We start from the raw sequence: 2,115 nt of genomic DNA, 5'->3' as shown, positions 1-2,115 counted from the left end.
GCGCAGGCGTTGAGCGTGATGACCACCTCGGCCTCACCTTCGGGGAAGGCCAGCCCCTCACAGGCGAGCGTGCCGCCCCCGGCGTCGGTGCAGGCGATGGTGAGATCGCAGCCATCGCGGGTGCAAAAGCTCTCCAGCGTGGGCGGGTGACTAAACGCATATGACTCGCCGGCCTCATACCCCTCCAGCCCGGCCTCAAAGGCGTAGCGCACATCGAAGGTTTTTGAGGCGCTCGTGCTTTGCTCGTCGAGGGAGGCGTTGACGGTGAGCGTCCAGCTGCCCTCGGCGTTGAGCTTGGCGGTGGGGAGCTCGATCGACTCGGCGCACTCAACAGGCGTCACTACCTCGCCGCCCTCATAGCTCAGGGTGCAGGAGTCCAGGGTGCAGCCCTGGGGGGCGCACGCCGCATCGAAGTTCAAAACCCCCTCGGTTTCGTCGATGACATAGGGGCTCTCCTCGCCGCCGGTGAGTGTCAGGGAGAGGTCCGGGTCGGCGTCGGCGTCGGGGGTGGTGTCGGGGGTGATGTCGGTGTCTGTGGGCGTCGCGACGCCGTCGCCGCCGCAACCCACGGCGAGTAAGGTGAGTGCAATAAAGATCACACGAAAGTACGACATGGCAGGGCCCTCCCGGTGCTGTGTCAGGTTGATATGAAGAGCCCCAGACTTAGCCCGGATGGTCGCCGCGGGGCAAGCCCATCACGCAAAACACCCCACCGCCAGCGTTTGCCGGGGGGTGGGGTGGTTTCATGATAGAGCAAATCGCCCCGAGCACGAGGTCGAGTACGAGGTCGAGGTCGAGTACGAGGTCGAGGTCGAGTACGACGCAAAACACCCCACCTTCAGCGTTTGCCGGGGGTGGGGTGTTTTAATGATCGGACGTGTTGCCGAAGCCCGAGTTTATGGCGTGTAAGGCCAGGCGACGGGGGTGGGGGCATTCGCAGTGCTGCCAACATTGGGGGCGCCGATCTGAGCGTTGTTATTGCGGCCCCAGCAATACATCGTGCCGTTTGAAATGCCGCAAGTATGTGATGCGCCCGCTGCGATGTCGATCCAGTTTGTTTGGGGGGAAGACACCGCAGTAGGTGTAAATCCACCACTTAAATGACCTAATCGACCATAAACAGCATTGCCCCAACAATACGCGACCGTATCAGCAATTCCGCAGGTATGTTCGGCGCCGGTGGTGATTAAGGAGAACTCCTGAGTTGAATCAACAAAATTAACGGTGGTGCTGGTTGTGCTAGCACGACCAAGTTGGCCTTCGGTATTATTACCCCAACAATAAGCGCCCGGATCGCTGGCTCCCGTAACAATTGCACAAGAGTGTGTGCCGCCGGCTGCAATATGTGATGTTATGTTGGTTGATATTGCCAGTGCGTTGCCTACCGAAACCGTCGTGTCGGTTTGTGATGGGTTGCCATCCAACCGCCCATCCCCCGGACTCCCCCAACACCACCCATTCGCCCCCTGAGCCGTCACCGCGCAGGTATGCGCATCGCCGGCGGCGACGGCCACGAAGGTGTCGATGGTGGTGCCGCCGCTGGTGATCTCCACGCGAGTGCGGTCGTCGACGGGGGTGCCGGTGCCGAGTTGGCCTTCTATCCCTCTCCCCCAGCAATACAGCTCATCTTCATTATTTAACGCGCAGGTATGTGTGCCGCCAGCCGCTACCGTATGCCAGTTTAAAGCATTATTGATTTGATAAGGTTCATTATAGAAATTAGCGGCGTTTGAAGCTGGGTATGCTTGTTTTTCACTATTCAAACCCCAACACCACAAACTCCCATCCTCTTTAATCCCACAGGTATGCTGCCCACCCGCGCTCACCTGAGCCCACACGCCATCACCAGCCACTCGCGTGGGCTGGCTGCGCTGGGTTGTGGAGCCGTCGCCCAGGCGACCGCTGCCGTTATTACCCCAACACCACAACGTGCCGTCGTCGAGGATGCCGCAGGAGTGCTCGGCGCCGGTGGCCACCTGCGTCCAGGTCGGGGTTTCATACGTGAACGTATAAACCTGCTCCGGCAAACAATGCTCCGGCTCCAGCTCGCCGGCGCAGGCGTTGAGCGTGATGACCACCTCGGCCTCACCTTCGGGGAAGGCCAGCCCCTCACAG

General features: G+C 60.6%; 2 protein-coding genes. Both read right to left on the bottom strand.

The window, feature by feature from the left end; all coding sequences use genetic code 11:
* Positions 1 to 614: hypothetical protein (locus tag DL240_RS19070; RefSeq protein ID WP_158542796.1), on the bottom strand; the 614-nt coding region annotated here is incomplete at its 3' end.
* A 282-nt stretch (positions 615 to 896) separates the two neighbouring features.
* On the bottom strand, positions 897 to 2,115 hold a 1,219-nt coding region (locus tag DL240_RS19065; RefSeq protein ID WP_111731491.1), incomplete at its 5' end, for an RCC1 domain-containing protein.

The organism is Lujinxingia litoralis, assembly GCF_003260125.1.
In the GTDB taxonomy this organism is placed as follows: Bacteria; Myxococcota_A; Bradymonadia; order Bradymonadales; family Bradymonadaceae; genus Lujinxingia; species Lujinxingia litoralis.
This window is presented reverse-complemented; position numbering and strand designations above follow the sequence as displayed.